The 22,676-nt window shown below is 67.1% G+C and carries 27 protein-coding genes and 1 pseudogene; 6 read left to right on the top strand and 22 right to left on the bottom strand.

From position 1 onward, the window contains the following. Position 1 precedes the first annotated feature (1 nt). The 13 genes and pseudogenes from EV580_RS23935 to EV580_RS23875 form a co-directional block, all read right to left on the bottom strand. Positions 2-2,083 (bottom strand): hypothetical protein, encoded by a 2,082-nt coding sequence (locus EV580_RS23935; RefSeq protein ID WP_255525577.1) that lies wholly within the window; start codon positions 2,081-2,083, stop codon positions 2-4. Between the two features lie 116 nt (positions 2,084-2,199). After that, entirely contained in the window at positions 2,200-2,496 is a 297-nt protein-coding gene (gene rpsQ / locus EV580_RS23930) for a 30S ribosomal protein S17 (protein WP_133694263.1), read from the bottom strand. Next, the gene (gene rpmC, locus EV580_RS23925; protein WP_005143880.1) at positions 2,496-2,729 is read right to left on the bottom strand and encodes a 50S ribosomal protein L29; all 234 of its coding nucleotides are present in this window, start codon (positions 2,727-2,729) and stop codon (positions 2,496-2,498) included. Before rpmC ends, rpsQ begins: the two co-directional genes overlap by 1 nt. Further along, positions 2,729-3,145, bottom strand: coding sequence for a 50S ribosomal protein L16 (gene rplP / locus EV580_RS23920; protein WP_133694261.1), 417 nt, complete (start codon positions 3,143-3,145; stop codon positions 2,729-2,731). The genes rpmC and rplP overlap by 1 nt, the downstream gene beginning before the upstream one ends. 3 nt (positions 3,146-3,148) lie before the next feature. Next, positions 3,149-3,991 carry a 30S ribosomal protein S3 gene (gene rpsC / locus EV580_RS23915; RefSeq protein ID WP_133694260.1) on the bottom strand — a complete coding sequence of 281 codons (843 nt, stop codon included), beginning with the start codon at positions 3,989-3,991 and terminating at the stop codon, positions 3,149-3,151. 20 nt (positions 3,992-4,011) lie between these two features. Further along, a pseudogene (gene rplV, locus EV580_RS23910) lies at positions 4,012-4,473 on the bottom strand (50S ribosomal protein L22); the annotation flags it as partial. Further along, a complete protein-coding gene (gene rpsS, locus EV580_RS23905) occupies positions 4,470-4,751 on the bottom strand; it encodes a 30S ribosomal protein S19 (RefSeq protein WP_003892827.1) in 282 nt (93 codons plus the stop codon). The gene rpsS and the pseudogene rplV, both read right to left, overlap by 4 nt. A gap of 12 nt (positions 4,752-4,763) precedes the next feature. Continuing rightward, entirely contained in the window at positions 4,764-5,600 is an 837-nt protein-coding gene (rplB, locus tag EV580_RS23900) for a 50S ribosomal protein L2 (RefSeq protein ID WP_133694256.1), read from the bottom strand. Positions 5,601-5,627: 27 nt separating this feature from the next. Then, positions 5,628-5,930, bottom strand: coding sequence for a 50S ribosomal protein L23 (gene rplW / locus EV580_RS23895; protein ID WP_005143874.1), 303 nt, complete (start codon positions 5,928-5,930; stop codon positions 5,628-5,630). Beyond that, a complete protein-coding gene (rplD, locus tag EV580_RS23890; protein WP_133694254.1) occupies positions 5,930-6,586 on the bottom strand; it encodes a 50S ribosomal protein L4 in 657 nt (218 codons plus the stop codon). Before rplD ends, rplW begins: the two co-directional genes overlap by 1 nt. Further along, positions 6,583-7,236, bottom strand: coding sequence for a 50S ribosomal protein L3 (gene rplC / locus EV580_RS23885; protein WP_133694252.1), 654 nt, complete (start codon positions 7,234-7,236; stop codon positions 6,583-6,585). The genes rplD and rplC overlap by 4 nt, the downstream gene beginning before the upstream one ends. A 13-nt stretch (positions 7,237-7,249) precedes the next feature. Next, positions 7,250-7,555 (bottom strand): 30S ribosomal protein S10, encoded by a 306-nt coding sequence (rpsJ, locus tag EV580_RS23880; RefSeq protein ID WP_003883485.1) that lies wholly within the window; start codon positions 7,553-7,555, stop codon positions 7,250-7,252. Between the two features lie 394 nt (positions 7,556-7,949). After that, positions 7,950-8,636 carry a hypothetical protein gene (locus EV580_RS23875; protein WP_133694251.1) on the bottom strand — a complete coding sequence of 229 codons (687 nt, stop codon included), beginning with the start codon at positions 8,634-8,636 and terminating at the stop codon, positions 7,950-7,952. A gap of 132 nt (positions 8,637-8,768) precedes the next feature. On the opposite strand from EV580_RS23875, the gene EV580_RS23870 reads away from it, so the two are divergent. Genes EV580_RS23870 through EV580_RS23855 form a run of 4 tightly spaced genes read left to right on the top strand, consistent with a single transcriptional unit; the run spans position 8,769 to position 11,687 of the window. After that, a complete protein-coding gene (locus tag EV580_RS23870) occupies positions 8,769-9,830 on the top strand; it encodes an NAD(P)H-dependent amine dehydrogenase family protein (protein ID WP_133694249.1) in 1,062 nt (353 codons plus the stop codon). Between the two features lie 3 nt (positions 9,831-9,833). Continuing rightward, positions 9,834-10,304 carry a VOC family protein gene (locus EV580_RS23865; RefSeq protein ID WP_286171814.1) on the top strand — a complete coding sequence of 157 codons (471 nt, stop codon included), beginning with the start codon at positions 9,834-9,836 and terminating at the stop codon, positions 10,302-10,304. Then, a complete protein-coding gene (locus tag EV580_RS23860) occupies positions 10,288-11,076 on the top strand; it encodes an SDR family NAD(P)-dependent oxidoreductase (protein WP_133694247.1) in 789 nt (262 codons plus the stop codon). The genes EV580_RS23865 and EV580_RS23860 overlap by 17 nt, the downstream gene beginning before the upstream one ends. Beyond that, entirely contained in the window at positions 11,073-11,687 is a 615-nt protein-coding gene (locus EV580_RS23855) for a TetR family transcriptional regulator (RefSeq protein WP_133694245.1), read from the top strand. The genes EV580_RS23860 and EV580_RS23855 overlap by 4 nt, the downstream gene beginning before the upstream one ends. Here EV580_RS23855 and EV580_RS23850 read toward each other — a convergent pair. After that, the gene (locus EV580_RS23850) at positions 11,684-13,267 is read right to left on the bottom strand and encodes a carboxylesterase/lipase family protein (RefSeq protein ID WP_133694982.1); all 1,584 of its coding nucleotides are present in this window, start codon (positions 13,265-13,267) and stop codon (positions 11,684-11,686) included. The two genes, EV580_RS23855 and EV580_RS23850, sit on opposite strands and share 4 nt — an antisense overlap. Positions 13,268-13,445: 178 nt before the next feature. Between EV580_RS23850 and EV580_RS23845 the strand changes: the two genes are divergently transcribed. Continuing rightward, positions 13,446-14,696: a cytochrome P450 gene (locus tag EV580_RS23845; protein ID WP_133694244.1), complete on the top strand. Its 1,251-nt coding sequence runs from the start codon at positions 13,446-13,448 to the stop codon at positions 14,694-14,696. Here the strand turns inward: EV580_RS23845 and EV580_RS23840 are convergent. From EV580_RS23840 to mftA, 8 genes are all read right to left on the bottom strand, one after another. Beyond that, the gene (locus EV580_RS23840) at positions 14,662-15,312 is read right to left on the bottom strand and encodes a TetR/AcrR family transcriptional regulator (RefSeq protein WP_133694242.1); all 651 of its coding nucleotides are present in this window, start codon (positions 15,310-15,312) and stop codon (positions 14,662-14,664) included. The two genes, EV580_RS23845 and EV580_RS23840, sit on opposite strands and share 35 nt — an antisense overlap. Positions 15,313-15,379: 67 nt before the next feature. Further along, entirely contained in the window at positions 15,380-16,819 is a 1,440-nt protein-coding gene (gene mftG / locus EV580_RS23835; protein ID WP_133694240.1) for a mycofactocin dehydrogenase MftG, read from the bottom strand. A gap of 1 nt (position 16,820) precedes the next feature. Next, entirely contained in the window at positions 16,821-18,233 is a 1,413-nt protein-coding gene (mftF, locus tag EV580_RS23830; RefSeq protein ID WP_133694239.1) for a mycofactocin biosynthesis glycosyltransferase MftF, read from the bottom strand. Next, the gene (gene mftE, locus EV580_RS23825; protein WP_133694237.1) at positions 18,230-18,973 is read right to left on the bottom strand and encodes a mycofactocin biosynthesis peptidyl-dipeptidase MftE; all 744 of its coding nucleotides are present in this window, start codon (positions 18,971-18,973) and stop codon (positions 18,230-18,232) included. Before mftE ends, mftF begins: the two co-directional genes overlap by 4 nt. 138 nt (positions 18,974-19,111) lie before the next feature. Further along, positions 19,112-20,293 (bottom strand): pre-mycofactocin synthase MftD, encoded by a 1,182-nt coding sequence (gene mftD, locus EV580_RS23820; RefSeq protein ID WP_133694235.1) that lies wholly within the window; start codon positions 20,291-20,293, stop codon positions 19,112-19,114. Positions 20,294-20,296: 3 nt separating this feature from the next. Further along, positions 20,297-21,466 carry a mycofactocin radical SAM maturase gene (mftC, locus tag EV580_RS23815; protein WP_133694233.1) on the bottom strand — a complete coding sequence of 390 codons (1,170 nt, stop codon included), beginning with the start codon at positions 21,464-21,466 and terminating at the stop codon, positions 20,297-20,299. Next, positions 21,463-21,777: a mycofactocin biosynthesis chaperone MftB gene (gene mftB, locus EV580_RS23810; protein WP_370581693.1), complete on the bottom strand. Its 315-nt coding sequence runs from the start codon at positions 21,775-21,777 to the stop codon at positions 21,463-21,465. The genes mftC and mftB overlap by 4 nt, the downstream gene beginning before the upstream one ends. Before the next feature lie 2 nt (positions 21,778-21,779). Beyond that, positions 21,780-21,875, bottom strand: coding sequence for a mycofactocin precursor MftA (gene mftA / locus EV580_RS23805; RefSeq protein ID WP_005143850.1), 96 nt, complete (start codon positions 21,873-21,875; stop codon positions 21,780-21,782). Positions 21,876-21,967: 92 nt separating this feature from the next. Here mftA and mftR point away from each other — a divergent pair, with 92 nt between their 5' ends. Then, the gene (gene mftR / locus EV580_RS23800) at positions 21,968-22,576 is read left to right on the top strand and encodes a mycofactocin system transcriptional regulator MftR (RefSeq protein ID WP_133694232.1); all 609 of its coding nucleotides are present in this window, start codon (positions 21,968-21,970) and stop codon (positions 22,574-22,576) included. The last annotated feature ends 100 nt before the right edge of the window (positions 22,577-22,676 follow it).

Raw genomic sequence — 22,676 nt, 5'->3', positions numbered from 1 at the left:
CTCAGTCTTCGCGGCGGTGCGTCGCGCCCTTGTCCCGCGGGCTACGCGACGTCAGGACGATCGCCGCCACACCGGCAGCGGCCACCCCGACGACCCCGAGAGCGACCCACCAGGCCCGGTCGTAGTGGTACTTCGCGACCGCTGTAGTCGCCGCCTGATCCGGCGTCGGCGCGACCGGACCGTACACACTCACCGGTGTGCGGCCGGCGACCAAAGCCGGTGCGCGCCCAGCGATTGCGACGATGGCCGGGCCGCGCAACTGCGACCAGCGACTGCGGTCCGCGTTGAGCCAACCCAGCAGCTCGTCGAGCTGGTTCGGCGCACCGTTGGACGTGGCGATCAGCAGCGTGCGGTGGCCGTCGAACACCGTCTGCAGGGAGCCGAACTGCACTCCGGGATCCAGGCTCAGGCTCGTCTGCTCGCTGTTGGGTTCTTGACCCTCCACCACGATGCTGCGGTCATTGCCGCTGACCGGCAACGTTATGGACTTGTCGGTCCACCCGTCGGCACTGATCAGGATGGCGGGATCCTGGCCCTTGCGGGCGTCCTCGAATGACGTCACCGATGTGCGCAACGGCAGCGAACTGAGCCGCTGCAAACCGGTGGTGATCGCGACCGCTCGGACGGTGTCGGCGAAGCGATCCGAGCCGATGCCCACCTTGACGACCGGCAGCAGTGCCTGCGGCAACGCCCCGAATCCCTGCGGGATAGGCGGAACAGCCTGGCTGCTTTCGACCACGCTGTTGCCGTTGATCACCAGGTTCATCGAGTAGAAGTCGTTGCACCCGCCGGTGTTGCCGGTGGTGTTCAGCGCGACCTGCAGGTCGGTGTAGCGACTCAGCAGCCGGTCGGGCACGCTGACCCAGCGATCGATCACACCGGCGGGATCGGCTGCCCAGGAATCGATCTGCTCGCCGTTGATGTTTGCGGTGAGCTGACCGCCGAAGGTGTTCGGCATCGGGGTGTAGGTGCCGGTGAGATGCACCCGCACGCCCTGGACCGGGTAGCCGATCTTGGTCTGATCGATCCCGATCTTCACCTGCGGAGCCACACCGGTCGAGCTCAGCGTGGTCGGATCGAACTGTGCGACCGTCACCAAGCCGCCGAGCGGTTGCGCGCGCCGGCCCGAGCCGAGCTTGTCCGGGACCACCCGGGCCGCCACAGCCAGGTTCAGTGCGCCGTCGCTGAGCAACCGGGTGTCATTGGTGAGCTTGTCGGCCGGGGCCGTGATCAACAGTTGCGGGACACCACCGCCCTGGAGCGAAATGCTCTCGTCGGAGCCCTCTTTGATGACGACCTGGCGCTCGAGGGGCAGCGAGGGCGTCGGTATCGACGTCGCGCCGTCGGCCAGCGGGATGAGCGAAACCTCGGGTGCCTGATTGCCGTACCGCTTGACCAGCCCGGCCACCAACTGGACCGCGGCATCCGACTCCGCCATGGACGGGTTGCCCGGCACGCCGACGGTGAGCTTGCGCAGGATCGGCGGAAGGAAGTCGGCCACCGTCGCCGGTGCCGCCTCGGCGCCGACGAACGAGACCGCGCCGTTGATGAGATTGATCGGGTTGAGCCGGTCGAGGCAGTAGCCGTCGTCCGGAACCGACGCCAGCGTGAGCGTCACCGTGGCGACGTTGTCGATGACTTCCACCCCGGCCAGCGGAATGACCAGTGGGGTCAGATCGACGGGCGGGAGCCCCAGCTTGCCGATCAGCCGATCGCCCTGCGTAACCGAGATGACGCCCGAGCGGACGTTGAACGGTAGGTCGAGGGTGGCGTTGAGAGTGTCGGGAACCAGTCCGACAGGCACCGGGAACGTCAGCGAGACCGAGCTGGTCCCCCCGTAGAACGAGAGCACGGGAAGGGCGCCCAGATCGGCCAGCGACAGCGTCGGCGCCGTCATCACTTCACCGCCGACGGGAGCGGCCGCGGGCAGCGCGGGATCGGTGGGAGCGGGCTCTGTGGGCGCCGGCTCGGCGGGTGCGGGCTCGGGTTCGGCCGCCGCCAACGGCGCCGACCACAACATCGCCGTCACCACGGTGACGATCGCCCCGAACTTGACCAACCCCCCCGACTTCACCACCGGCATGCTAGGCAAAAGCGGGCCCCTCACGATCGAACGATTGCCAAAAAACTGTCGCCTAGGCAATTTACACGCGCGCCGCGGCATCTCTGCCGCGGCGCGCGTTTGCTAAGTGCGAAGTTCTACTTGGCCCGCTCGAGGACCTCGACCAGCCGCCAGCGCTTCGAAGCCGACAGCGGACGGGTCTCCATCAGGGAGACGCGGTCGCCGATACCGGCATCGCCGTTCTCGTCGTGCGCCTTGACCTTCGTCGTGGTCCGGATGATCTTGCCGTAGAGCGGGTGGCTCTTACGGGATTCCAGCTCGACCACGATCGTCTTCTGCATCTTGTCGCTCACCACGTAGCCGATGACCGTCTTGCGACGGCCGCGCGGCTCTTCGGTGGCCGGAGTGTGCTTGGGGCCCTTGGTTTCTGCCATCACGATTCCTCACCAGCGGGTCCGGAGGCCAGACCCAGTTCACGTTCGCGCAGCACGGTGTAGATGCGCGCAATTTCCTGACGCACGGTGCGGAGCCGGCGATTGTTGTCCAACTGACCGGTGGCCATCTGGAAGCGCAGGTTGAACAGCTCTTCCTTGGACTCCCGCAGCTTGTCGGTCAGCTCTTCGTCGGTCAGTTCGCGCAGTTCACCGGCGCTGATGCCCACTGCCATCAGAACTGCTCCTCTCGGGTCACGATGCGTGCCTTGATCGGCAACTTGTGGATAGCGCGAGTCAGGGCTTCCCGAGCGATCTTCTCGTCGGGGTAGCTCAGCTCGAACAGCACGCGGCCGGGCTTGACGTTGGACACCCACCACTCGGGCGAGCCCTTACCCGAACCCATGCGGGTTTCCGCGGGCTTCTTGGTCAGCGGACGGTCCGGGAAGATGTTGATCCACACCTTGCCGCCACGCTTGATGTGCCGGTTGATGGCGATACGAGCGGACTCGATCTGCCGGTTGGTGACGTAGGCGTGCTCCAGTGCCTGGATGCCGTAGTCACCGAACGTCACCGACGTTCCGCCGCTGGCAATACCACGCTGCTTGGGGTGGTGTTGCTTGCGGTGTTTGACTCTGCGGGGAATCAACATGATTTAGCTCTCCGTGCTTTCAGCGGTCGGCTCCACTGCGGGAGCGTCGGCCGTGACGGGGACTGCCGATTCGGCGGTCTCTTCACTGGCAGCGCGTCCGGCTTCGGTGCCCGTCGCGGTGGTGCCCGACGCACCGCTGCGGCGCGGGCGGGTGCCCGACGGACGCTCACGGCGCGGACGGTCGGCGGCGGGTGCGGCGGCGGTCAGCTCACGCTTGCCACCGACGATGTCGCCCTTGTAGATCCACACCTTGACGCCGATGCGACCGAACGTGGTCTTGGCCTCGTACAGCCCATAGTCGATGTCGGCGCGCAGGGTGTGCAGCGGAACCCGGCCTTCGCGGTAGAACTCCGAGCGGCTCATCTCGGCGCCGCCGAGGCGGCCCGAGCACTGCACGCGGATGCCCTTGACGTTGGGCTGGCGCATGGCCGACTGGATGGCCTTGCGCATCGCGCGACGGAACGCCACGCGGTTGCTCAACTGCTCGGCGACACCCTGGGCGACCAGCTGGGCCTGGCTCTCGGGGTTCTTCACCTCGAGGATGTTCAGCTGAACCTGCTTGCCGGTCAGCTTCTCCAGGTCGGCGCGGATGCGGTCGGCCTCGGTGCCACGACGGCCGATCACGATGCCGGGACGCGCGGTGTGGATGTCGACGCGAACCCGGTCACGGGTGCGCTCGATCTCCACGTCGGCGATGCCGGCCCGCTCGAGGCCGGTGGCCAGCAGACGGCGGATCGCCACGTCTTCCTTGACGTAGTCGGCGTACTGCTTGTCGGCGTACCACCGGGACTTCCAGTCGGTGGTGATACCGAGCCGGAAGCCGTGGGGGTTGATTTTCTGGCCCACTACTCCGAGCCCTCCTTCGTCTCAGCAGAAGCCTTGGTCTTCGGAGCTGCCTTGGTGGCAGCCTTGCTGCCCTGTGCGCGACGGGCGCGTGCGGCACTGGCCGACTTACCCGCGTCCTTCTTGCTCGGACGGCTCTCGACGATCACGGTGATGTGGCTGGTGCGCTTGCGGATTCGGTACGCGCGACCCTGCGCGCGCGGCCGGATGCGCTTGGCGGTGGGGCCTTCGTCGGCCATCACCGTCGCGACCACCAGGGTCGAGGGATCCAGGCCGCCGTTGTTCTGCGCGTTGGCAGCGGCCGAGGCGATCACCTTGGCGACCGGCTCGCTGGCCTGCTGTGGTGCCCAGCGCAGGATGTCCAGCGCCTCTTCGACGGACTTGCCGCGGACCAGGTTGATCACCCGGCGCGCCTTGCTCGCCGAGATGCCCACGTACTTCGCGACAGCTGTCGCGGACGGGTATTCGGTGGTTGCAGTGGTCATCGCCGCTTACTCTTCCGGTCGTCCTTGATGTGACCCTTGAACGTGCGCGTCGGGGCGAACTCGCCCAGCTTGTGGCCGACCATCGCCTCGGTGACGAACACCGGCACGTGCTTGCGACCGTCGTGGACGGCGAAGGTGTGACCGATGAAGTCCGGGATGATGGTCGAACGACGCGACCAGGTCTTGATGACCTGCTTGGTGTTCTTCTCGTTCTGAACGTCGACCTTCTTGAGCAGATGGTCGTCGACGAACGGACCCTTCTTCAGGCTGCGTGGCATCGCTATCTACTCCTAGCGCTTCTTGCCGGTGCGCCGGCGACGGACGATGAGCTTGTCGCTCGGCTTGTTGGGCTTGCGGGTGCGGCCTTCGGGCTTACCCCACGGGCTGACCGGGTGGCGACCACCGGAGGTCTTGCCCTCGCCACCACCGTGCGGGTGGTCGACCGGGTTCATCACGACGCCACGGACGGTGGGGCGCTTGCCCTTCCACCGCATGCGGCCGGCCTTGCCCCAGTTGATGTTGGCCTGTTCGGCGTTGCCGACCTCGCCGACGGTGGCGCGGCAGCGCACGTCGACGCGGCGGATCTCACCCGACGGCATACGCAGGGAGGCGTAGGTGCCTTCCTTACCCAGCAGCTGGATGCTCGAGCCGGCCGAACGGGCCAGCTTGGCGCCGCCGCCGGGACGCAGCTCGACGGCGTGGATCACGGTACCGGCCGGGATGTTGCGCATCGGCAGGTTGTTGCCGGGCTTGATGTCGGCGTTCGGACCCGACTCCACGATGTCGCCCTGCGAAAGACCCTGCGGCGCAATGATGTAGCGCTTCTCGCCGTCCAGGTAGTGCAGCAGCGCGATGTTCGCGGTGCGGTTCGGGTCGTACTCGATGTGTGCGACCTTGGCGTTGACGCCGTCCTTGTCGTTGCGACGGAAGTCGATGACGCGGTAGGCGCGCTTGTGGCCGCCACCCTTGTGACGAGTGGTGATGCGGCCGTGAGCGTTACGTCCACCGGTGCTGTGCAGCGGGCGGATCAGCGACTTCTCCGGAGTCGAGCGAGTGATCTCGGAGAAATCGGAGACGCTGGCACCGCGGCGACCGGGGGTCGTCGGCTTGTACTTGCGAATTCCCATTATCTATTCCTGAGTTCTATCTGCCGGCTACGCCGGTGCTCCGAAGAGATCGATCGGCTTGCTGCCGGGGGCCAGGGTCACGATCGCGCGCTTGGTGCTCTTGCGCTGTCCGTAACCGGCGCGGGTGCGCTTGCGCTTGCCCTGTCGGTTGGCGGTGTTCACCGAGTCGACCTTCACCTTGAAGATCTTCTCGATGGCGATCTTGATCTGCGTCTTATTCGAGCCGGGCGCGACGATGAACGTGTAGACGTTGTCCTCGATCAGGCCGTAGGACTTCTCGGAGATGACCGGGGCCAGGATGATGTCGCGGGGGTCGGTAATCGTTGCCATTACACCGACGCTCCTTCTTTGTCGTCCTTCGTGTTCGCACCGATGAAAGCGTTCAGGGCCTCGACCGAGAACACCACGTCGTCGGCGTTGAGCACGTCGTAGGTGTTCAGCTGGTCCGGTGAGATCACATGCACGCCAGGCAGGTTGCGGACGCTCTTGGCGCCGACCTCGTCGGTGCGGCCGATCACGACGAGCACCTTGCGGCGGTCGGTCAGCGTGGCCAGGAACGCCTTGGCGCTCTTGGTCGACGGGGTCTGGCCCTCGAGCACCTCGGTGATCGCGTGGATCCGCTCGTTGCGGGCCCGGTCCGACAGCGCGCTGCGCAGGGCGGCGCGGATCATCTTCTTCGGGGTCCGCTCGCTGTAGTCGCGCGGCTGCGGGCCGTGGACGATGCCACCACCGGTGAACTGCGGCGCACGGGTCGAACCCTGGCGGGCGCGACCGGTTCCCTTCTGCCGGTACGGCTTCTTGCCACCGCCGGAGACCTGAGCGCGAGTCTTGGTGGCGTGCGTGCCCTGCCGCTTGGCGGCCAGCTGCGCGGTCACCACCTGGTGCATCAACGCGATGTTGGGTTCCTGGTCGAAGAGGGCAGCCGGTAGTTCCACCGTGCCGTCCTTCTTGCCGCCCGGAGTACGGACGTCAATCTTCAGAGTCACTTCTCACCTCGTTTGACTGCCGTGCGAACCATGACGAGCCCGCCGTTGCGGCCGGGGACCGCGCCTTTGATCAGCAGCACGCCGTTCTCGGCATCGACCTTGTGCACCACCAGGTTCTGGGTGGTGACGCGGTCGCTACCCATGCGGCCCGACATCCGGGTGCCCTTGAAGACACGGCCAGGGGTGGCGCAGCCACCGATCGAGCCCGGCCGGCGGTGCACTGCCTGGGCACCGTGGCTGGCGCCCTGGCCCTTGAAGCCGTGACGCTTCATGGTGCCGGCGAAGCCCTTGCCCTTCGAAGTACCGGTGACGTCGACATAGGCGCCGTCGGCGAAGATCTCCGCCGTCAGCTCCTGGCCGACCTCGTACTCGGCGGCCGCAGCCTCGTCGTCCAACCGCAGCTCGGCCAGGTGCCGGCGCGGGTTGACCCCGGCGGCGGCGTACTGACCGGTGACCGGCTTGTTCACCTTGCGCGGGCTGATCTCGCCGTAGGCGAGCTGCACAGCGCTGTAGCCGTCACGCTCGGGCGTGCGGATACGGGTCACCACGTTCGGTCCGGCCTTGACGACCGTGACGGGGACGACCTTGTTGTTCTCGTCGAAGACCTGGGTCATGCCCAGCTTCGTACCCAAGATTCCTTTACGTGCCATTGTTCGTCGACCCCTACTGGATATTCACGTCGACGCTCGCCGGCAGATCGATGCGCATGAGCGCGTCAACCGTCTTCGGCGTCGGGTCGAGGATGTCGATGAGCCGCTTGTGTGTGCGCATCTCGAAGTGCTCCCGCGAATCCTTGTACTTGTGCGGGGAGCGGATGACGCAATACACGTTCTTTTCCGTCGGCAGCGGCACCGGACCAACCACGCTCGCACCGGTACGGGTGACCGTCTCCACGATCTTGCGCGCCGAGGCATCAATGGCCTCGTGGTCGTAGGCCTTGAGCCTGATGCGGATCTTTTGTCCCGCCACGCTTCTCCTACCTTCACTCCTGCTTGGTCCCATGAAGGGACACGGTGGTCATTGCGCTGGCCCGAGGGCTTCACGCTGGCTGTCGCCGCCGCTCTTTACCTGTCCTGGTGCTCCGGCCCCCGCGGTCGGGTGTGTCGCCCTCACGCAGTCCCGAAGGCGCGGTGAAAAACCGTCGCTCTCCGAGGTTGGGACCGGACGCGCCCGTTTGGGCGCCGGTCGTATACCTTGTGCGGCACGCTCCGTTAGGGGCGAACCCGGCTCAAGGCAACCCGAACAGTATGCCCTAGATCGCGGCCCCATCCAAATCTCGCCGGAGCCTGCTCCAAATCCCTGCTCTGGCTGGTAGTGGGTCAGTTTGGACGTGTCGCGCGCCACCCCTGCGGGCCGAGATCGGTCACACGTCGGCCGGGGGTTTTTCCTGGACCTCCGGGGCTGCGTACAAGCTGATCGACGTACCGAGGTACCAGACGGCGGTGGCGACGACAGGTAACAACGTAGCCAGCCCGCCTTCGATGGAGAACGGGCCGCCATCGACGAAGACGCTCATCGTGCCGGCGAGATTGACCACGGCGGCGCCGACGGCCAGCCAGCCCGTCCACCGGGGCAAGACCCGCTCCGGGATCACACAGAATGCGTAGCCGATGGCAGCAGCGCCGACTATGAAGCCGCACAACGCCAGCAGAACGAGGCTGAAGTCACCGCCCACTGCCCGCACGGCTGACGGGGACAACTCGGCCGCGGCTCCTGCCGCGACGATCCGAATGGACATGGCGACAAAGGACAGCGCCGCCACAGAGACGGTGCCGACGAAGAAAAGGTCGCCGAAGTGATGGCCGGTCGAAGCCTGATGCAATAGGCGCCGGACAGCGAGCGCGAACCAGATGACCAACCCGGTGGCCAGCGCGTACAACCAGCCCTGGGCCACGATCTGGCCACCGTGATCGATGAAGAACTGCTGCACCGCGCGATTGCTGGCTTCCGGACCGGGCGGCTTACCCGTGAGAGCCGCCGCCACACCCGCAGCGACCACGTACGCCATTCCGGCGGCGCCGCCGGTGCGATTCCAGTGCGAGTGATTCATCGTTCCCCCGATGATTCAGCGACCTGCGTCCCTGAGCGTATGCCCGGCCGCCGCCGGTTTCGGCGATATCGCAGTCCAACTTGGCGAGACAGACTTGTGACAGTTACTGTCATATCGGCATAGTATGCCGATATGTATCGAGTCATTCAGTGGGCGACCGGCGGTGTGGGCAAGGCGGCAATCCAGGGGGTGCTGCGTCATCCGGAGCTTGAGTTGGTCGGCTGCTGGGTGCACAGCGCCGACAAGCACGGCCGCGATGTCGGCGAGGTGATCGGCGAAGCCCCGATCGGGGTGGCGGCCACGACCGATATCGACGAACTGCTCGCGCTGGACGCCGACTGCGTCATGTACTCCCCTCTCCTGCCCGACGATCAGGTCGTCGCCAAGATCCTGCGGTCGGGCAAGAACGTGGTGACGCCGGTCGGCTGGGTCTATCCCGACCGGGACAATCCAGCCGTGAAGGCCCTCGAGGAAGCGTGCGCCGCGGGCAACGCCACGCTGCATGGCTCCGGCATCCACCCCGGCGGCATCACTGAACGCTTCCCGCTGATGATCTCCTCGCTGACAGCCGCCATCACCCACGTGCGGGCCGAAGAGTTCTCCGACATCCGCACCTACAACGCACCACTGGTGGTGCGCGAAGTGATGGGCTTCGGCCTGACTCCCGAGCAGGCGCTGAGCGGCCCCATGGCCGCCCTGCTGGAAGCCGGCTTCAAGCAGTCCGTGCGGATGGTCGCCGACCAACTCGGTTTTCGCGCCGATCCGCATATTCGGTCCACCCAGGAAGTGGCCGTCGCCGTCACCGGTACCGACGAGCTCGTGGTTCCGATGGAAGCCGGCACTGTGGCCGCACGCAAATTCAAGTGGCAGGCCATCGTCGACGACAAGCCGGTCGTGACCGCCGCGGTGAATTGGCTGATGTGCGAAGTGGAGCTCGACCCGCCATGGACGCTCGGCGAGAAGGGTGAGCGGTTCGAGGTCGAGGTCAGCGGCGACTGCGACGTCTCGCTGACGTTCAAGGGGCTGCAACCCGAAACGGTCGAAGAGGGCCTCATCCGCAACCCCGGCGTGGTGGCCACCGCCAATCACTGCATCAGCGCCATTCCCTATGTCTGCGAGGCCGGCCCGGGCATCAAGACCTATCTCGACCTGCCGCTGATCGCCGGCCGGGCCGCCCCCGACCTGGCTCGGTGATCAGTGGAACAGCTTGGGGACCTTCGGTTTTCGCATCTGGTGGTCGGGGTCACCGACATGAATCGGGCCCTGCAGTTCTACCGCGGGCTACTCGGCATGGATGTGGTGTTCGACCAGACCCTGTCGGGCGAATCCTTCGACCACGCACTCGGCGGCGGCGACGGGAATCAGGGCCGGGCAGTGGGCGGCCTCGTCGGCGGAGTGATGCTGGAGCTGTTGTCGCTCGGCCCCGAGGGCAAGCCGGCGAGACGGTCGTTCGTCGGCAACCAGAACATCTCCCTGTCGGTCACCGACCTCGACGACACCTACCGCAGGGTGCAGGAAGCCGGCTATCAGCCCGACCAGGCACCGTTCGAGATCGCCGGTGTGCGAATGTTCTTCGTCAAGGACCCCGACGGCACTGCCGTGGAATTCGTCGAATTCCCCGGTGCCGCACGAACATCGGAGGAGTTACATCGTGGCCCCACACACTGAGGGCGCCTACTGGCACGCAGGATCACTGTCCGGCCTGCGTGCAATCGTGACGGGCGCCGCGCGCGGTGTGGGCAAAGGCATCACCGCGGCACTGCTCGAACGCGGCGCGACGGTGTTGATGGTCGACCGCGATCCCACGGTGGCCGACGTCGCCGCGAGCTTCGGCGCCGACGGGCGTGCCGTGCCATTGGTGGCCGATCTGTGCGACCGGTCCAGCTACCAGCACATCGTCGACGAGGCGGTGAAAACAATGGGCGGCATCGACGCGTTGATCAACAACGCGATCGCCACCAACGAACCCAAGCCGTTCACCGACATCACCCACGACGACTTCGATCTGGTCTTCGACACCGGACCTCGGGCCACGCTGTTCCTGATGCAGGCGGCCTACCCGGTACTCAAGGCCGGCGGTGGCGGATCCATCATCAACTTCGGCTCAGGCGCCGGGACGACCGGCCAGAAGACGTTCGGGGCCTACGCCGGATCCAAGGAAGCGATCCGCGGCATCTCCAAAGTCGCTGCGCTGGAATGGGGTAAGGACAACATCCGGGTCAACGTGGTGTGCCCGCTCGCCCAATCCGACGGGGTGGCGGGCTGGAGCGACGAGTTCCCCGATGTCTACAACAAGGTCGTCAAGAGCATCCCGCTGCGCCGCATGGGCGACACGCATGCCGACATCGCACCGATGGTCGCCGTCCTGGTCAGCCCTGAAGCATCCTTCGTGACCGCACAAACCATCATGGTCGACGGCGGCGCGGGAACATACCGGTGACCAGTCCGCCCGCCGAACGGCCACCGACACTGCGTGACCGCCAGCGGGCGCAGGTGCGCGCCGACATCCATGCGGCGGCGTATCGGCTTTTCGCCGCACGGGGATTCGGCAACGTCACCACCGACGACATCGCCGCCGAAGCATCGGTGTCGCCGCGGACGTTCTTCCGGCACGTGGCGACCAAGGAGGATCTACTGCTGGGCGCGGTGCAACGCGGGAACGCCGCGATCGCGTCGCTCTTGGCTCGCCGGCCGGCCGGGGAGCCGCCCGACGTCGCCTTGGCCGCGGCGATCGTGAGTCGGGTCGATTCGTTCGGGGATGTCGACCTGGAGAACTGGCGCGCGGCCATCCTGACCGCTCCCGAACTTCTGGACCGCGCGACCCTGTTGTCCACGGCCGACCGCGACCACATGATTGCGCTGGTGGCCGTGCGAATGGGCGTGAACCCGGCCGAGGAAAGCCGACCTGGCCTGCTCGTCCAACTCTCCTTCGCCGCAGCAGATTTCGCATTCCAGCAGTGGGTTCGAGAACGCGGCACCCGGCGCAGGCCGCTGGCATCCGACGTGGCCGAGGCGCTGGCTGTCGTCGCCCATCCCCGCTGGTCCGGCTAACGCGTCCCCTTCAGCGTTGCCCAGAACGCGCAATTGTGCCTGGCGCGGAAGTCCTCGGTGATCGTCAGCTGCCCGGTCTGCAGCGACATGCGCTTCACGGTGCCATCGGTGCCGAACCGCGGCCAGTCCGGCTGATCGGTGGCCTCGGGCGTGCCGTTCTTCACGAATTGGCTCCAATACGTGACCATCTGGTCGGACAGCTCGCGCTGCGCCGGGTTGAGCGGCGGGGCGCCACCGACGTCGAACAGGTATCGCAACTCCAGCGAGTGACTGGCCCCCACCGGGAATGGCACCGCAAGCAACGGATCCGGAGCCGGCGCGGTGCGGTCGTTGAATTCGTAGGCATACACCGGGCCGGCATGGGCCAGGCCGGACGCGATTTTGTCTGTCGGACACGCGAATAGACTGTCGGTGACCGCCGCCGAGTAGGCCAGACCTTCGTTGCCGCCGAACACGTTGAGTGGATAGTGCTGAGCCACCGCGGGTGAATCCGCGCCGAATGTGTCCGCCAGCAGCTTCGGATAGGCGGGCAGCCCATGGTCTTTCAGGTACTGAAGTGCGGCGAACATCGCGAACTCGTCGCCGTTGCTGCCGATCAGAACGGGGATGTGGGGCACCCGGCTCAGCGCCGCGTCGCTCATCGGATCGACGGGCAACCGATCTGTTCCGGTGACCGGACCGGTCAGCTTGTCCGGCCCGAACCCGACATACAGCGGGGCGCTCTGCAATTCTTTGACCGGCCGGGAGCGGAGACATTCCGCCATCCCCGCCGGCTCGGAGCAGCCGACCCTGGTCGCATACTCGCCACTGACCTGCTGGGCGGTCGCCCGATCGGCTTGCGCCTGGCAGGGCCCGCTCTGCAGGATCGCCGCCCGGAACAGCCCGGCGGAGTCCGGTGCGACGAGATGGTCACACACCGACATCGCACCGGCCGACTCGCCGGCGATGGTGACTTTGGTTGGGTCGCCGCCGAATTCGGCGATGTTGTCGCGGACCCACCGCAACGCCGCCTGTTGATCGGCCAATCCGTAGTTGCCGATGTCGCCGTCGGGGCTCAGCGCGGGATGCGCCAGGAAGCCGAGAGTGCCCAGCCGATAGTTGACGGTGACCACGACGATGTCGCCCTGGGTCGCCAGCCAGCGGGCGTCGTAGATGTCGGCGCTGCCGTTGAGGAAGCCGCCCCCGTGGATCCAGACCATCACCGGCTTCTGGTGTGTCCGGCTGGCGCCGTCGGGGGTCCAGACGTTGAGATTCAGGCAGTCCTCACCGGTGGGCCGGCCATAGTCCGGGTCGAAGCTGGTGTCCTGCATGCAGCGAAGGCCAGGCTTGGTGGCGTCACGAACCCCGGGCCACGATGCGGCCGGCTGCGGCGGCTGAAAACGCAGTGGACCCACCGGCGCGGCGGCATACGGAACGCCGTCGAATACCCGGTAGCCCGGAGCGACCACCCCGCGCACCGCGCCCGCCGCGGTCTGCACGACCGCGGGCTCGGGCTGCGCGACCGGAGCCGGCCGCGGTGGCGTCTGGGTGGCGCCCTTGCTGCACGCGGCGAGGATCGCCACGCCCGCCAGCAGGCCCATCGCGCGCCGAAAACGTCGGCCACTCGATCGGTCTCGCACGAGATCCGAGCCTACGCGGACAACCGCCCGACCCATGACCTGGCAATTAGCCGAATATCCTCCCACCTGGCACAATCGTGGCCGACACTAGAAACCTGACACCCGTCAAGTTTCTTGTATCGCACAGCGAGGAGACCCGATGACCTCACGGATCATGGACAAAGCGGCACGCGTTCTGGCCAGCCCGACGGGCTACACCAATGAGACGAGACTGCACGAGTCCCTCGCTCATTTGCGTGCGAACGCTCCCGTGTCCTGGGTCGAGGCTGAGGGTTATCGGCCGTTCTGGGCCATCACCAAGCACGCGGACATCATGGACATCGAGCGGCAGAACGACCTGTTCACCAACGACCCGCGCCCACTGCTGACGATCGCCGCGGCCGACGACGCGTTGCGCGCACAGATGGAAGCCGGGATCGGGCTGCGCACGCTGATCCACATGGACGATCCGCACCACCGCGACATGCGCAAGATCGGCGCGGACTGGTTTCGCCCGAAAGCCATGCGCGCCTTGAAGGCTCGCTGTGACGAGTTGGCCAAGATCTACGTCGACCAAATGCTGGAACAAGGGCCCGAACTGGATTTCGTTCAGGAGATCGCGGTCAAGTACCCGCTCTACATCATCCTGACCCTGCTGGGCCTGCCCGAGTCCGACTTCCCCCGCATGCTGAAACTGACTCAGGAGATGTTCGGCGGCGACGACGACGAACTCCAGCGCGGGGGCACCACCGACGACATGCTCGCCGTGCTGCTCGACTTCTTCAACTACTTTTCCGCGTTGACCGCGTCGCGTCGTGAACACCCGACCGAGGACCTCACCTCGGCGATCGCCAACGCCACCATCGATGGTCAGCCGCTGTCCGATATGGACACCGCCTCCTACTACGTGATCGTCGCCAGCGCCGGCCACGACACCACCAGCGCCGGAATCGCAGGCGGACTACTGGAACTCATCCGCAACCCTGCCGAACTCCAACGGCTACAAAAGGATCCGGGCCTGATGGGCACCGCGGTCGAGGAAATGATCCGCTGCGTTGTGCCGGTCAAGGAGTTCATGCGCACCGCCCAGGCCGACACCGAAGTCCGCGGTGTCCCCATCGCCAAGGGTGAAGCTGTTCTACTGTCCTATGTTTCGGCCAACCGCGACGAAGAAGTCTTCGACGACCCGATGCGCTTCGACGTCGGCCGCGACCCGAACAAGCACCTGTCGTTCGGCTACGGCGTGCACTTCTGTCTGGGCGCGGCACTGGCCCGCATGGAGATGAACAGCTTCTTCTCCGAACTCGTCCCGCGCATCAAGAGCATCGAACTGGCCGGCGAGCCGGAACTGATGGCGACCACCTTCGTCGGTGGCCTCAAACGCCTGCCGATTCGCTACTCACTGAAGTGATTTCGTCGACCCGCTGGACGGCCAGGAAGCCGTCCACCGCGGCGCGCGCGCACTCACGGTAGTCGAAATCGGCAAGGGTGCTGATCCGCCCGGCGACCAACGGACCGATCAGCAGCATGATGGCTTGGGCGCGATCGACGTCGCCCAACTCCCGTTGCGCTTCGGGGCTGTCGAAGATGGCATCGAACGGTGCGCCATACTGCTGGGCGACCCGCTCGCGCAGTGTGCGCACCTCGGGGCTGTCGATGCCCTCGGTCCTGCCGGGCATGTGCTCCATATCCGGCCCCAGCGCCAGCCAGTACGTGGCCGTCAGCAGGATGGGTGTCTCAGAGATGAGGTCGGCCTGCGCCTGCATCAGCGCGATCAGCCGTTCGCGTAGCGTTCCCGACTCCGGCGGCATCGGCGCGGGCGGGATCAAACTGTGGAAGGCGGCGGCGAGCAGGTCGTTGCCACTGGGGAAATGCCGGTAGAGGGTCGCCCTCGCGACGTTGGCGCCGCGGGTGACAGCGTCGACCGTGACCGCGCTGGGGCCGCCCGTGCGCAGCAATGCCGTTGCCGCGTCCAGTAACCGCGCGCGGGAACGCGCAGGTCTCGGATCGCTGCGCCGGCTCGTCATCGCCTGGTTTCCTCCTTCGGGGGCAGTTAAGGGTACCGAGCCCCCACCGCCCGCGAGACGAGACCGCTCAGTCGATGAATTCAGCAGTGCGGTGCCCGATCATCGCGATCGTGGCGTGCGGCCCGCGGCCGGTGATGCGCGGCAGCACCGAACCGTCGACCACCCATAGATTCGCGATCCCCCGCACCCGGCAACGCGGGTCGACGACGGCGTGCTCGTCGCTGTCGATGCCCATCGGTGCGGTGCCGCAGAGGTGCTGCGATGTCGACCACATCGGCTCACCGAGTTGTGTTGTGGCGCCCAGTATTTCCGTGGCCAGAGCACAACCGCGTTGCAGCGCGGCCACATCCTCGGGCGCGCTGTCGTAGCGGTGTTCGATCAGCGGAGGAACCGCAGGGTCTGCGGACAGCAGGGTTAGCCGGCCGTGGGCGCGCGGTGACATCAACGCCACCCCCAGATGCGGCCAGTCCGGGCGACCGAGCGTGCCGTCGCCGACCATCGCGATGAACCCGCCGGTGTAGGGCCGGATCTCGACTCCGTCGGCCACCATCACCACCTCGAGCACCGGACGCTGGGGCGCGATGGTCCACGTGGTCGGCAGCACCCACTCCGGGTGGTCGGAAGTCCGCTGGCCCACCGGGAGATCGGCCGCCACCGCGATACCCGCGTCGCGCAGGGCGGCGGCGGGCCCGATCCCGGACAGCATCAGCAGGTGTGCCGAGCCGATCGCGCCCGCCGACAGCACTACCCGGTCTGCCTCGAGAACAGCCGGGCCCGACGGCCCGATAGTCTCGACGCCCACCACCCGGGTGCCGGCGATCCGGAGTCGCAGCACCCGCGTGCGGGGCAGCACCCTGAGGTTGGGCCGAGCGGCAGCGGGTTCCAGGAATGCCGCGCCGGGGCCGGTGCGGACCCCGTCGACGATGTTCAGCGGCACGGCGCCGATTCCGGGGGGCGCGTTCTTCCCGCTCGGCTCGGCGTTCAGGTCCGGCAGCCAGCGCAGGCCGGCGGAACGGACGGCTCCAACGAAAGTTGCTGTGCTGCCCACGAATTCGTGGGTCCGCCGGATCAGGATCGGGCCACCGTCGGACTGATCGGGAAAGTCGAGATCGGTCTCGATGGCCCGATAGTGCGCCTGCACATCGGCCCAGCTCCAGCCTGGCACGGCGGGACCGTCGAAGTCGTCGGGCAACGCCCGGCAGAAATACCCCCCGTTGACCGCACCGGAGCCTCCGACCGTCGCGCCTCGAACGATGTCGGCGTCGCGCAGCGGGTCGGCGGTCAGCTGCGTGCGGTAACGCTGAGCCAGCGGGCTGGCCGCCCCGATCGGCAACTGAAGTCCGTTGTGGGTGAGCTCGCGAACGCCGGCTTCGTCGGGCCCGGGCCCGGCTTCCACGACGGTGACCGTCCGGCCGGGATCGGCCGAGAGACGTTCGGCGAGCACCGATCCGGCGCTACCGGCACCGACGATGAGGACGTCGCTGTACGTGATGGGGTCGACTACCAAGTCAGGTTTTGATCTGCGGCTTCAGCGGTCGCAACGTGCGCTCCCGGACCACTCCCGTCCAGAGGCCTGCGCCGTAGGCCAGATCGTCGAGGCGTTTGAGAAGCAGATAGGCGACCAGGCCGATCGGCTTGCCCTCGACGTCATTGTTGCGATTGCGTTTGATCCAGTCCTGCACACCGTCGAGCACCGCGGCCACCACGATCGCCTGCCGGCAGCGACGGGAGACCAGGGCCGCCACCAATGCCAGCGGCCAGTAGTGGCGACAGATCGCCGCCGAGAGCTGCAGCGCGGCGGCGCCCATCCCCCGCAAAGCCAGGACCACCACGTCGAAGATCCCGGCGTCGGTGTTCTGCATGGCCTTGGCGGTCCGGCGAGTCGTCACCCCGGCGAACACCAGCGAGGCCAGATAGCCCGACACCGACCCCAGCGCCATCAGCAACCAGACCAGCAAGCTCCACGCGGAGATCACCACCGGCGCCGTCTTGTCCGGGTGCCGGATCGACAGCGGCGCGGCCGAGCTGCCATAAAACGCCTTGCGGCCCAGCCACTCTCGCATCTCGGTGCGGTGCTCGTGAGCGACCAGCGCGATCGGTTCGTAGCGCAGCCGGGAACCGGACTCGATCAGCCGCCAGCACAGGTCGACGTCTTCGCCCGACGGTAGGGTCTCGTCGAACCCGCCCATGTCCAGCAGCGCCGCGCGCCGGCAGATGATCGCCGCGCTCGGAACGTAGGACACCGGGCCGTAGGGCACCACCGGGGCTTCCCGCTCGCCGAGGTCCAGTGACGACCGCACCGCCTCGTAGCGGGCGATCAGCTGGTCGCTGTGGCCGAGCCCCACGATGCGCGGGGCGACCAGTGCCACCGCCGGGTCGCAGAAATGACCGAGCAGCGCCTCCAGCCAGCCCCGGCGCGGCACGACATCAGAGTCCAGGAACGCCACGAAATCTGTTGTGCAGGCTGCCAGCCCGGTATTGCGGGCGGCTGCGGGCCCCTTGCTGCGGGAGTGGCGCAGCACCTCGACCTCGCAGCGCGCACCGGCGAAATCGCTCGGGAGTACCGGCGTTTGCGAGCCGTCGTCGACGACGACCACGCGCATGCCCCGCAGCGACATCACCAGCCGATAGAGTCCAAACGGGTTGTCGCGCACCGGAATCACCACGGTGACGTCGCGATGCGACGGTCCGCCTGCCGGGCGCGGATGGGCGACCGTGGCGTCGAGCAGGGTGCGGGCCAGCTGCGCGCTGACCGCGTCGCGGACTTCGAGGCGACCGCCGTCGAGCAGAGTCTGGGCGGACGGGGCCAGCCGCAGCAGCCGGGTCGGTGAGCCGCCGAGCAGAGCCGAGCCCTCGGCGAGCGTGCGCACTCGCCGGTCGACCTGGACGGCAAACCCGTCAGGAAGCCGGGGCTGGGTCATGTCAGCATCCCGTCATCGGCCGGACGCCAGCGATCGATGCGCCGCGAACACTCCGCGACCATCTGCTCGAAGATGCGCGCGCCTTCGATCGGAGTCGCCGTCGTCGGGTCACCCAACACGCCCACCTCACTCACCGCAGCCACTCCCCCGTGACGCATCTGCGGCAAAAGGGTAGCCAGTGGCGCCCGGTTCCCGCTACACCAGGCGTCCGTGTGCACGTCTGCCGGTGAAATATGTAGCAATACAGACGTTTCCGTGTGGCCGGCATGAGCGTCGCCGCCCTCGGCGATACACGGGCACCAGGCGGCGTCGCGGCCTTCCTGCCGCAGGCGGCGCACCGCCGCGCGCATCGCCTCCACGTTGCCGCCGTGACCGTTGACGAAGACGATCCGCCGGGCCCAGCCGCAGGCCGAGCGCCCGTACTCGATCAGCACCATCGTCAGGGCCTCGGTGCCGATCGACACCGTTCCGGCGAAGCCCTCGTGCTCGCCGGAGGCGCCGTAGGCGATCGCGGGCGCCAGTAGATAGTCGTCCCGATGGGGACCGTTGAGATCGTCGGTGGCGGTGCGGGCCACCGCGGTGGCGATGCGGGTGTCGGTGTCCAGCGGCAGGTGCGGACCGTGCTGCTCGGTCGACCCCACCGGGATCAAGATCGTGGGCGAGGTGTCGCGAAGCTGACTCGATGTCGAGTTGCCCAGCTCGCTCCGAAAAGCCACGCGGTGATGGTAGGCCGAATTCACCTGCCGTGCGCCAATTGTTAGAGGAGAAGACGGATTTCTTTCGCATTCGGGACGGTCGAACCCACCCGGAGCGTTTACCGTCGTCCCGTCAGTCACGCGCGTACCACAACCTCGCTTACGCCGGGGTCAGCGCTCGCCTTACTTGGGCACTCCGAGGGCCCGGACGAAGTCATTCGGCACCAGGATGTCCTCGGCGGTCAGGTCGTGAATCGAAGCCTTGCCGAGTCCCCGCAGGGCCGAGTCGATGCCGCCGGTCAAGATGTCGAGGACGTTCTCGACGCCGGCCTGCCCGTTGGCCGCCAGGCCCCACAGGTAGGCCCGCCCGATCATGACCGCGCGGGCTCCCAGCGCGAGCGCCTTGACCACGTCGCTGCCGCGCCGGACGCCACCGTCCAGGAGCACCTCGACCTGGTCGCCGACGGCCGCCGAGATCGCCGGGAGCGCCCGGATCGACGCCGGGGTGCCGTCGAGGTTGTTGCCGCCGTGGTTGGACACCGAGATCGCTGAAACACCGGCATCGACAGCGCGTTTGGCGTCGTCGACGCGCATGACGCCCTTGAGCATGAAGGGTCCGCCCCACAGCTCACGCAGCCAGGCGATGTCCTCCCAGGTCGGCGGGGGCGTGCCCATCCATTGGCCGTAGGCGTCGAAGAACGGCGGGCCGGGCTCGCCCTTGGCCGCCTGGTTGGGCACCGACAGGGCCGGCGGACGCAGGGTCTTGGCCCACTGCAGGAACCACCGCGGCCGTGTGATGGCCTCGGGGCTCATCTTGACCATGGTCTTGAGGTCCATCTTCTCCGGGATCTTCGGACTGCCCCAGTCGCGCCCGTGGCTGAAGCTCCAGTCGGTGGTGACGATGAGTCCGACGGCCCCGGCGGCGCGAGCGCGCTCGGCGCGGGCGGCGATGGCGTCGCGGTCGCCCAGCCAGTAGATCTGGAAGAACGTCTTCGGGTTCGCCGCGACGACCTCTTCGATCGGCTTGCTGGCAAACGAGGACAGGCCCATCGCGGTGTTGCGGGCCGCAGCCGCCCGGGCCACGGCGACCTCACCGTCGGGGTGCACGGCCTGCACACCCGTCGGCGAAATCAGCACGGGCAGCGAAACCTCTTGTCCCATAACAGTCGTCGCCATATCGCGCTTCTCGAGAGCGCCGATGACGTGCGGCGCGAAGCCGAGCTCGTTGAAGGCTTCGTTGTTGCCGTTGACAGTGATGCCCTTCTCACTGCCACCGATGAGTGCGCCGTACGCAGACTTGGGGAGGCGCTTGCGCGCCCGCTCCTGCGCGATGGCGACGGTTTCGAACCAGGTGTCGCGTGCCATGACTCAGATCGGACTTTCGTTGCAGGGCTTGGCCGGCGGCCGGGTGGACAAGGTCAGCATGATCGGCTTGCCGCGGGAGTGGTCGGCGCTGGGCCGGGGCTTGTCCCGCTCTGCGGCAAGGGCAGGTACCCCGTACCCCTCGACACACTCCGGGTCGGGGCCGTCCAGCGGCAGACCGGTGAAGAACTTCGCGGCCATGCAGCCGCCACGGCAGGCGTCGTAGTGTCCGCAGCTGCCGCACGCGCCGGCCGACTGCGGCTCGCGCAACTCACGGAACAATGGCGCGTTCTTCCACACGTTGTCAAAACCATTGTCACGCACGATGTTTCCAGCCAGGAACCGGTCGTGGATGGCGAACGGACAGGCGTAGACGTCACCGACGGGGTCGATCAGGCACACCACCCGGCCGGCACCGCACATGTTCAGGCCCGCCAGCGCGCCGGGAGCGCCCAAACCGGAGAGGTGGAAGAACGAGTCGCCGGTCAAGACGCCTTCGCCCCGAGCCACCAGCCAGTCGTAGAGAGTCACCTGCTGCTCGGGAGTCGGGTGCAGCTCGTCCCAGACGTCGGCCCCACGCCCGGAGGGACGCAGCCGGGTGATGCGCAATGTGGCGCCGTAGAGGTCGGCCAGCGCCTTGAACTCGTCGAGCTGGTCGACGTTGTGGCGGGTGACGACCACCGAGATCTTGGCGTCCTTGAATCCGGCGACGGCCAGGTTCTCGAGCGCACGGGTGGCCATCTCGAAGGAGCCCGGCCCGCGGACCGCGTCATTGACCTCGGCGGTGGCGCCGTCCAGCGAGATCTGGACGTCGACGTAGTCGCTGGCGGCCAGTCGCGCCGCGACCTCCGGGGTGATGCGCACGCCGTTGGTGGAGAACTTCACGCCGACGTGGTGGGCGGTCGCGTAGTCGACCAGCTCCCAAAAGTCCGGGCGCACAGTCGGTTCGCCGCCACCGATGTTGACGTAGAACACCTGCATGCGCTCGAGCTCGTCGATGATGTCCATGCACTGGCGCGTCGACAGCTCGCGGGGATCGCGCTTGCCCGAGGAGGACAGGCAGTGCACGCACGCCAGGTTGCAGGCGTAGGTCAGCTCCCAGGTCAAGCAGATCGGCGCGTCGAGGCCGTGCTCGAACTGCTCGATCAGCCGGGGTACCGGTGCCACCGAAGTCATTGGGAATCCTTGCAGATCAACATGTTCGAGGTCACCAGCACGCTCAACGCATGCAGATAGGGCGCCTCGTCGGGCTCGTCGACCCCGGCAGCGCGCAGTGCTGAGCGCGCGTCGGGGTGTTCGGACAGCGAGTTCACGACGGTCAGGATCGTGCGGTTCTTCAGGAACGACAGCTTCCTGGTGCCGAAGTGGTACAGCAGTGCGCCGAAGGGTTCCGGGCGCACGGCCACCTGCGGATGCAGGCGCCAGCTGAGTGCCGGGTCGAAGGCCGACCCGGCCACAGCCGGATCGCCCACAGCGTGGGCGGGCACGGTCAGTAGACCCCGCACATCCCGTCGATGGAGACCTCTTCGACCAGCGTTTCGGTCACCAATTCGGTTTCGGTCTCACTTGCGTGGCTCGGCTCCATGAAAAGCACCCTTTCGTCGGCCAGGTTCTCGACAATTGTGATCGAGATCGCAAGAATATGGCATCGAGTGCCGAAAAGAAAGGGGTGGGTCGATGACAGGCCTTTCGGCGGGTTCCGGCGGGGCCCGGGTGGGGCGACGCCGCTCCACCACCCAGGACCACATCACCGACGTCGCGCTCGACCTGTTCGCGAACTACGGGTTCGGCTCGGTGAGTGTCGACGACGTGGCCCAGGCCTCGGGCATCGCGCGGCGCACGCTGTTTCGCTATTACCCGTCGAAGAACGCGATCCCCTGGGGTGACTTCGACGCCCACCTGACGCATTTCCGCAACCTGTTCGAGTCGATGGACGCCGCCGAACCGATCAGCGCTGCGCTGCGCTCAGCATTGCTGGCGTTCAACACTTTTGACGAGTCGGAAACCGAGCGGCACCGCCAGCGGATGCGGGTGATCCTGCAGACCGCGGAGTTACAGGCCCACTCGATGACGATGTACGCGGGCTGGCGCGGCGTCGTCTCGGACTTCGTGGCCGTCCGCACGGGCGGCCAGCCCGGGGACCTGGTCCCCCAGTCCGTCGCCTGGCTGATGCTCGGGGTCGCCCTGTCGGCCTACGAGTACTGGCTGGCCAACGAGTCGGTACCGCTGCCGCAGGCGCTAGGCGACGCCTTCGACGTCGTCGCGCACGGTCTCGGCCAGCTCTGATCTAGCGATTTCGGCGCGTTTTCGTTCGCTCAGCGACGGTTTGCGCGCCGAAAGCTAAAAAAACCTTCCGCACACCCCGTCGGAGTTCGCCCTCGCGCGA

It is taken from the genome of Mycobacterium sp. BK086 (assembly GCA_004362315.1).
Classification (GTDB): Bacteria; Actinomycetota; Actinomycetes; order Mycobacteriales; family Mycobacteriaceae; genus Mycobacterium.
Note: the sequence above shows the minus strand (reverse complement) of the source record. Positions and strands in the feature narration are given on the sequence as shown.

Bases quoted from the DNA above. Each gene is read 5' to 3' on its own strand.
- EV580_RS23935 (WP_255525577.1), bottom strand. From the start codon at position 2,083: ATGCCGGTGGTGAAGTCGGGGGGGTTGGTCAAGTTCGGGGCGATCGTC.
- rpsQ (WP_133694263.1), bottom strand. From the start codon at position 2,496: ATGGCAGAAACCAAGGGCCCCAAGCACACTCCGGCCACCGAAGAGCCG.
- rpmC (WP_005143880.1), bottom strand. From the start codon at position 2,729: ATGGCAGTGGGCATCAGCGCCGGTGAACTGCGCGAACTGACCGACGAA.
- rplP (WP_133694261.1), bottom strand. From the start codon at position 3,145: ATGTTGATTCCCCGCAGAGTCAAACACCGCAAGCAACACCACCCCAAG.
- rpsS (WP_003892827.1), bottom strand. From the start codon at position 4,751: ATGCCACGCAGCCTGAAGAAGGGTCCGTTCGTCGACGACCATCTGCTC.
- rplB (WP_133694256.1), bottom strand. From the start codon at position 5,600: ATGGGAATTCGCAAGTACAAGCCGACGACCCCCGGTCGCCGCGGTGCC.
- rplW (WP_005143874.1), bottom strand. From the start codon at position 5,930: ATGGCAACGATTACCGACCCCCGCGACATCATCCTGGCCCCGGTCATC.
- rplC (WP_133694252.1), bottom strand. From the start codon at position 7,236: ATGGCACGTAAAGGAATCTTGGGTACGAAGCTGGGCATGACCCAGGTC.
- EV580_RS23875 (WP_133694251.1), bottom strand. From the start codon at position 8,636: ATGAATCACTCGCACTGGAATCGCACCGGCGGCGCCGCCGGAATGGCG.
- EV580_RS23870 (WP_133694249.1), top strand. From the start codon at position 8,769: ATGTATCGAGTCATTCAGTGGGCGACCGGCGGTGTGGGCAAGGCGGCA.
- EV580_RS23850 (WP_133694982.1), bottom strand. From the start codon at position 13,267: ATGGGCCTGCTGGCGGGCGTGGCGATCCTCGCCGCGTGCAGCAAGGGC.
- EV580_RS23845 (WP_133694244.1), top strand. From the start codon at position 13,446: ATGACCTCACGGATCATGGACAAAGCGGCACGCGTTCTGGCCAGCCCG.
- EV580_RS23840 (WP_133694242.1), bottom strand. From the start codon at position 15,312: ATGACGAGCCGGCGCAGCGATCCGAGACCTGCGCGTTCCCGCGCGCGG.
- mftF (WP_133694239.1), bottom strand. From the start codon at position 18,233: ATGACCCAGCCCCGGCTTCCTGACGGGTTTGCCGTCCAGGTCGACCGG.
- mftD (WP_133694235.1), bottom strand. From the start codon at position 20,293: ATGGCACGCGACACCTGGTTCGAAACCGTCGCCATCGCGCAGGAGCGG.
- mftC (WP_133694233.1), bottom strand. From the start codon at position 21,466: ATGACTTCGGTGGCACCGGTACCCCGGCTGATCGAGCAGTTCGAGCAC.
- mftA (WP_005143850.1), bottom strand. From the start codon at position 21,875: ATGGAGCCGAGCCACGCAAGTGAGACCGAAACCGAATTGGTGACCGAA.
- mftR (WP_133694232.1), top strand. From the start codon at position 21,968: ATGACAGGCCTTTCGGCGGGTTCCGGCGGGGCCCGGGTGGGGCGACGC.